Origin of the sequence: Streptomyces sp. HSW2009, from assembly GCF_040240285.1 — a bacterium.
GTDB lineage: Bacteria > Actinomycetota > Actinomycetes > Streptomycetales > Streptomycetaceae > Streptomyces.
The window spans coordinates 1-6,880 of record NZ_JBEHZD010000442.1 but is presented as its reverse complement, the minus strand read 5'-3'; the positions used below and the strand labels follow the sequence as shown (position 1 = coordinate 6,880).

Below are 6,880 nucleotides of genomic sequence, written 5' to 3'. Positions count from 1 at the left end.
CCCCCCCCCCCCCCCCCCCGCGCGCCCGGGGGGGGGGCGGGGGGGGCGGGCGCGCGGGGGGGGGGCCGCGGGGGGGGCCCGCCCCGCCGCGGTCAACCGCGCAGGGCGTCCAGGCGGGGGATCTCGATCGCCGGGCAGCGGTCCATCACCATGGACAGGCCCGCCGCCCGGGTCCGCGCGTACGCCTGCTCGTCGACGACACCCAGCTGGAACCACACGGCCTTCGCGCCGATCGCCACCGCCTCGTCGGCGACCGCACCGGCGAGTGCGGAGTTCACGAAGACGTCCACCACGTCGACCGGGAAGGGGATGTCGGCGAGCGTGGCGTACCCGGGCTCGCCGTGCACCGACTCCGCCTTGGGGTGGACCGGCACGATGCGCTTGCCGAACTCCTTGAGCACCCGGGCCACGCCGTAGGCCGCCCGGTCCGTGTTGCGGGAGAGGCCGACCACGGCCCAGGTGTCGCCGGCGTCCCGCAGAATCGCGCGGATCGTCTCGTCGTTTGCGTTCATGCCCGCTCAACCCGCCCCGTCCGGTCGCCATTCCCACCGTCCGTACGGGCAGCGCTGCCAGCTACCCTCCGTCGCCCCTCGCGGCCCGTGCAGCTCGCCCAGGCTGACGCTCGGCCGTCCGGCGCGCAGGAGTCCGGTACCGGCGGCATAGGCTGGCCGAATGGCAGAGCAGTACCGCACGGTCGCCCGCGAGGGCGTGCACGAGGTCGAGATCAACAAGTCCCGCTTCCGCTGCGCGCTGGCGCCCGCGGCGAGCGAGAGCGAGGCACAGGAGTTCATCGCCCGCATCCGGCGCGAGCACCCCACCGCCACCCACAACTGCTTCGCCTACGTCATCGGCGCCGACGGCGGCGTGCAGAAGGCCAGCGACGACGGCGAACCCGGCGGCACGGCCGGCGTCCCCATGCTCCAGATGCTGGTCCGCCGCGAGGTGCGCTACGTGGCGGCCGTCGTCACCCGCTACTACGGCGGTGTGAAACTGGGCGCCGGCGGCCTCATTCGCGCCTACGGCGGCGTGGTCGGAGAGGCGCTGGACACGCTCGGCACGGTCGTGCGGCAACGGTTCCGGCTGGTCACCGTCGTCACCGACCACCAGCGGGCCGGCAAGTTGGAGAACGACCTGCGGGCCATGGGCCGCGCCGTACGGGAGGTCACGTACGGCGAGGGCGTCACCATCGAGGTGGGGCTGCCCAACGCGGAGGTCGAGGCGTTCCGGGCCTGGCTCGCAGACAGCACGGCGGGCACCGCACGCCTGGAGATCGGCGGCGAGGCGTACGGAGAGGCGCGCCATGGCGCGTGAAGGGGGCAGTGCTCCCCGGCTGTGGTGCTCCAGGGTCGCGGTGCTCCAGGGGCGCGGTGCCGCGCCCGCCGCGGACCACGGCCGCGGCGTCCCGTGGCGGCAGCGTCCCGTGACTACGGTGGCGCCGCGACCGTAGTGCCAGTGCCCTCCCGGCGCGGGGCTCCATGGCAGCACGGTCTTGAGACGGCGGCGCCCCGCGGCGTCAGCGCTCCGTAACGGCAACGCTCCGTAACGGCAACCCTCCGTGGCGCCAGCGCTCCGGCGACCGCAGCGCCCTCGCCGGGCGGCCCCTCCGCAGCCGCGTACGGGCCCTCCCGTCATCACTGTCGGGCGGGGATGGAAAACTGTGTCGGGTGAGGGGTCGGACACGCAGCGGCACCGGCGCGGTAGCGGTCGGTCAGCGGGGCCCGGCCGGCGGTCGAAGGCGGAAGGGGAGCGACATGCGGGGCGGGGCGACCACGTGAGAATGCTGCACACCTCCGATTGGCACCTGGGCCGCTCCTTCCACCGGGTGAGCATGCTCGAAGCCCAGCGCGCCTTCATCCAGCACCTGGTCCGCACGGTCCACGAGCGCGAAGTGGAGGCCGTCCTCGTCGCCGGCGACGTCTACGACCGTGCGGTGCCGCCGCTGGCCGCGATCGAACTGTTCGACGACGCACTGCACCAACTCGCCCACGGCAACGTCCCCACCATCCTGATCTCCGGCAACCACGACTCGGCCCGCCGCCTCGGCGTCGCCTCCGGGCTGATCAAGCAGGCCGGCATCCACCTGCACACCGACCCGGCACGCTGCGGAACACCGGTGGTCCTGCCCGACGCGCACGGCGACGTCGCCTTCTACGGGGTGCCCTACCTGGAGCCCTCCCTCGCCCGGGCCGCCGTCGGCGCCGCCCGGGCCCGGCACACCGACGTGCTCGGCGCCGCGCTCGACCGGGTGCGGGCCGACCTCGCCGACCGCCCGGCCGGCACCAGGTCCGTCGTCCTCGCCCACGCCTTCGTCGCCGGCGGCACCGGCAGCGACAGCGAGCGCGACATCACCGTCGGCGGCGTCAGCGCCGTCCCCGCCGCCGTCTTCGACGGCGTGGACTACGTCGCCCTCGGCCACCTGCACGGCAGCCAGCGCATCTCCGACCGCGTCCGCTACTCCGGCTCCCCGCTGGCCTACTCCTTCTCCGAGGTCAACCACCGCAAGTCCATGTGGCTCATCGACCTCGACGCGGCGGGCTCCGTGAGCGCGGAGCGCATCGACTGCCCGGTGCCCCGGCCGCTGGCCCGCATCACCGGCCGGCTCGACGACCTGCTCACCGACCCGCGGCACGAGCTGTACGAGGAGTCCTGGGTGGAAGCGACCCTCACCGACCCCGCCCGCCCCCGCGAGCCCATGGCCCGGCTCGCGCGCCGCTTCCCGCACCTGCTCAGCCTCGTCTTCGCACCCGAGCGCAGCGAGACGGACGCCCACGCCTCGTACGCCCAACGGCTGCGCGGCCGGACCGACCAGCAGGTCGCCGAGGACTTCGTGGCCCACGTGCGCCCGGGGCGCGGCGCCGACCACGCCGAGCGGGCCGTACTGGGCGACGTGTTCGACGCGGTGCGCGTCGCGACCGACCAGGAGGAGGCGGGGGAGGCGGCGCGTACCGAAGGCAAGGACACCGTGGGCGCCGGCCGCACCAAGGTGCCCGGCATGCGCGCCCCCGGCACCCGGCCTGGCGCCGACGACCAGCAGGAGGCCGTCCGATGAGGCTGCACCGACTCGCCGTCACCGCCTTCGGCCCCTTCGCCGGCAGCCACGACATCGACTTCGACGCCCTGTCGGCCGCCGGCCTGTTCCTGCTGCACGGGCCGACCGGCGCGGGCAAGACCTCCGTACTCGACGCCGTCTGTTACGCGCTGTACGGGGCCGTCCCCGGGGCCCGCCAGGGCAGCGCGCTCAGCCTGCGCAGCCACCACGCCGCAGCCAACACCCCCACCAGCGTGCTGCTCGAACTGACCGTCGCCGGCCGCCGCCTGGAGATCACCCGCCACCCGGAGCAACTGCGCCCCAAGAAGCGCGGCGACGGCATGACCCGCGAGAAGGCACAGACGCTGCTGCGCGAACACGTGGGCAGCGGGCCGCAGGGCCCGGAGTGGAAGCCGCTCAGCCGTTCCCACCAGGAGGTCGGCGAGGAGATCGGCCAACTCCTCGGGATGAGCCGCGAACAGTTCTGCCAGGTCGTGCTGTTGCCCCAGGGCGACTTCGCGCGCTTCCTGCGCGCCGACGACCAGGCCCGCGGCCAACTCCTCGGCAGGCTCTTCGACACCGGCCGCTTCGCCGCCGTCGAAGAACACCTGGCAGAACGCCGGCGCCGCACCCAGCGCCGGGTCGTCCAGGGCGACGAAGAACTCCTGCGCCTGGCCCACCGGATCGCACAGGAAGCCGGCTCGTACGCGGACACGCGCCAGCAGCCGCTGCCCGACCTCAGCGCCGGCGAACCAGGACTGACCGGCGCCGTACTGGAATGGGCCGCCATGGCCCGCAGCGGGGCCTGCGAACGGCGCGACATCGCGCTGGCCGCCCTCCGCGCGGCCGAAACCGCACACGCCGACGCCGACCGCCGCGCCGAGGAGGTCGCCGAACTCGACCGCCGCCAGCGTCGGTACGCCGACGCCACCGCCCGCGCCGCCGAACTGGCCGGCCGCGCCCCGGAACGCGAACGCGCCAGAGAACGGCTGCGCCGCGCCCGCGCCGCCGACGCCGTCACCCCCGCCATCGAACTGCGCCGGGCCGCCGACCGCGACCACCACGCGGCCCGGGCCGCCGACGCCCGCAGCCGCACCCACCTGCCGGCCTCGCTCGCCACGGCCGACGGGCAGCACCTCGCGTCCCTGGAGCGGCAGCGCCGCCAGGAGATCGGCGCCCTGGCCGCGGCCCGCCGCGCCGAACAGCGGGCCCAACAGATCGAAAGCGAACTCCACGCCCTGGACCGGGAGTTCCGCGCCGACGAGGAGATCATCGCCGAGTCCGCCGAATGGCTCACCGGCTGGACCGAGCGCCGCCACGGCCACCAACAACGCATCGAAGCAGGCCAGAGCGGAGCAGCCCGCGCCGACCAGTTGGCGGCCCGCATCGAGCCCGCCGCCCACGCCCTGGAGGCCGCCACCGAACGGGACCGGCTCACCGAACGCCGCAGCGCCCTGCGCACCGAGCGGCAGCACGCCGCCGAACGGGCCACCGCCTCCCGCACCCACTGGCTCGACCTGAAGGAACGCCGGCTGCGCGGCATCGCCGCCGAACTCGCCGCCGCGCTGCGCCCCGGCGAGCCCTGCGCCGTCTGCGGCAGCGCCGACCACCCCGAGCCCGCCCGCGCCGGCGCAGGCCACGTGGACCGGGCGGCCGAGGAAGCGGCGCACACCGCGTTCCAACAGGACGAAGCGGTACGCGAGGAGGCCGACGCGCAACTCGCCGCGGGCGATGCGGCGCGGGCCGCGGCGACCGCGAGCGCGGGAGATGCGCCGACCGCCGAGTTGGCCACGGCCCTGGCCGACCTGCGGCGCGAACACGCCATCGCCCAGGCCGCCGGCGCCCGCACGCACGCCGCCAGGGAGGAGCTGGACCGCGCCGAGCGCGAGTACGAGCAGCGCCGCGCCCAGCGCGAGGACGCCGAACGCCGCTGCGCCGCCCGCACCTCGCGCCGTGAGGCGTTCGCCGACGAACTCGCCGGGCTGCGGGCCGAGGTGGCCGAGGCAGCCGGCGACGCCGGCTCCATCGCCGACCGCGCCGACCGGCTCGACCGGCAGGCGACGCTGCTCGCCGACGCCGTGGAGGCGACCGCTGCCGCCCGGGCCGCGGCCGAGCGGCTGCGCGACGCCGAGGACCGGCTGGCCGCAGCCGCCCACCGGGCCGGCTTTGCGACCGCGGCGGACGCCGCCGACGCCGTGCTCGACGCATCCCGCAGGGCCGCGCTCGAAGACACCCTGGAGCAGTGGCAGACCGAAGAGGCCGCGCTCGCCGCCGAACTCGCCGACCCGGCCGGCCTGGCCGCGGCCGAGCAGCCGCCGGCCCACCTCGCGGCGGCCGAGGCCGCCCGGGCGAGCGCCACCCAGGGCCTGCGCGACGCCTCGGCCCGCGAGGCCGCGACCCAGCGCCGGTGCGCCGAACTCGACCAACTCTCCACCCGGGCCACCCGCGCCGCCCGCACGCTCGGCCCGCTGCGCGCCGAGTACGACCGGGTCGCCGCGCTCGCCTCCCTGACCGCCGGCACCTCGGCCGAGAACGAACGCAAGATGCGGCTGGAGTCCTACGTGCTGGCCGCCCGGCTGGAACAGGTCGCCGCCGCCGCGAGCACCCGCCTGGAGCGCATGTCGGCCGGCCGCTACACGCTGGTCCACTCCGACGCCCGCACCAGTGGCCGCGGCAGGGCCGGCCTCGGCCTCCAGGTCATCGACGCCTGGACCGGCAGCGAACGTGACACGGCGACGCTCTCCGGCGGCGAGACCTTCTTCGCCTCCCTGGCCCTCGCCCTCGGCCTCGCCGACGTCGTCACCGACGAGGCCGGCGGCGTACGCCTGGACACCCTCTTCATCGACGAGGGCTTCGGCAGCCTCGACGAACAGACCCTGGACGAGGTCCTGGACGTCCTCGACTCGCTGCGCGAACGCGACCGTACCGTCGGCATCGTCAGCCACGTCGCCGACCTGCGCCAACGCATCCCCACCCAACTTGAGGTGGGCAAGGGCAGGGCGGGCTCGGTGGTCAGGCACCGGCTGAACGGCTGACTGGCCGGACGGGCCTTCGACCGGGACCGCGTTGGCCGCGCCTCGCCGGGCCGGCCGCTGCTAGCTGACGCCGCCGGCCCGTCCCGGCCGTGGCCCCGGCGTGTCCCTGGCCGCCAGCCAGCGCGTCAGGTCCTGGGCCAGGTGCCCGATGTCGGTGACGACGTCGGCGGCGTGCTCGCCCCGGGCGGCGTCGCGCCGCACCACCTCGTACCGCCCCGGGCCCCGGAGCGTCACGGACACCTGCCAAGTCGCCGCGCCCGCAACGGGCCGTATGTGGACGATCCTGTTGTCCGTGGCGTTGAGGTCGCCGAACAGCAGGTACAGCGCGTCCTCGGACGGATCGTCGATGTGATCGCCGTCCGCGCTGTCCGCAACGTAGTACTCCGCACGCACCGCACGCCCCTCCCCGCATGGCCTCTGGGTCGATACCGAGCATGGCACGGGGGTCTGACATCGGCGGTCGGCGGCGGTCGGCGGCGGGCCGCGGCGGGCCGTCGCTGGGGGTGCGGGCCCTGGTGAATTCCTCCACCGGGCGGAGGAGTGGCCGTCGCGCCTGGCCCGTACGCGTACGGGACGGCCCGCCCTCCGGGGACAGCCGGACGACGCAAGCGCGGCCGGACGACCAGCACGGACAGGGCCGAAGCGATACGGGCAGGACTGAGCGGATGCGAGCAGAGCCGAGCCGGTACGGGCGGGGCCCCAGCGATGTGGACGGGGCCGAGAGGGCCCCAAGGTGGCCGGGGGCCCCCCCCGCGCCCGGTGTGGTATCCACATCTGACGCGACCCCCGCGGCGCCCGGTGTTGGTATCGGGGGGGG

Annotated in this window: 5 protein-coding genes; 3 read left to right on the top strand and 2 right to left on the bottom strand. The window is 75.7% G+C overall.

Features of this window, described 5'->3' with window-relative positions:
• Positions 1-92 precede the first annotated feature (92 nt).
• Entirely contained in the window at positions 93-512 is a 420-nt protein-coding gene (locus AAHZ94_RS25685) for a CoA-binding protein (protein ID WP_349995597.1), read from the bottom strand.
• 160 nt (positions 513-672) lie between these two features.
• On the opposite strand from AAHZ94_RS25685, the gene AAHZ94_RS25680 reads away from it, so the two are divergent.
• From AAHZ94_RS25680 to AAHZ94_RS25670, 3 genes are all read left to right on the top strand, one after another.
• Positions 673-1,311 (top strand): YigZ family protein, encoded by a 639-nt coding sequence (locus AAHZ94_RS25680; RefSeq protein WP_349995595.1) that lies wholly within the window; start codon positions 673-675, stop codon positions 1,309-1,311.
• Positions 1,312-1,771: 460 nt separating this feature from the next.
• The gene (locus tag AAHZ94_RS25675; RefSeq protein ID WP_349995594.1) at positions 1,772-3,049 is read left to right on the top strand and encodes an exonuclease SbcCD subunit D; all 1,278 of its coding nucleotides are present in this window, start codon (positions 1,772-1,774) and stop codon (positions 3,047-3,049) included.
• The gene (locus AAHZ94_RS25670) at positions 3,046-6,063 is read left to right on the top strand and encodes an AAA family ATPase (RefSeq protein WP_349995593.1); all 3,018 of its coding nucleotides are present in this window, start codon (positions 3,046-3,048) and stop codon (positions 6,061-6,063) included. The genes AAHZ94_RS25675 and AAHZ94_RS25670 overlap by 4 nt, the downstream gene beginning before the upstream one ends.
• Positions 6,064-6,123: 60 nt before the next feature.
• Here the strand turns inward: AAHZ94_RS25670 and AAHZ94_RS25665 are convergent, their stop codons facing one another.
• Complete coding sequence (locus AAHZ94_RS25665) at positions 6,124-6,456, bottom strand: hypothetical protein (protein ID WP_349995591.1); 333 nt, start codon at positions 6,454-6,456, stop codon at positions 6,124-6,126.
• Positions 6,457-6,880 lie beyond the last annotated feature (424 nt).

Excerpts from the sequence above, each read along its gene's own strand:
- AAHZ94_RS25670 (WP_349995593.1), top strand. The coding sequence starts at position 3,046 with ATGAGGCTGCACCGACTCGCCGTCACCGCCTTCGGCCCCTTCGCCGGC.
- AAHZ94_RS25680 (WP_349995595.1), top strand. The coding sequence starts at position 673 with ATGGCAGAGCAGTACCGCACGGTCGCCCGCGAGGGCGTGCACGAGGTC.
- AAHZ94_RS25685 (WP_349995597.1), bottom strand. The coding sequence starts at position 512 with ATGAACGCAAACGACGAGACGATCCGCGCGATTCTGCGGGACGCCGGC.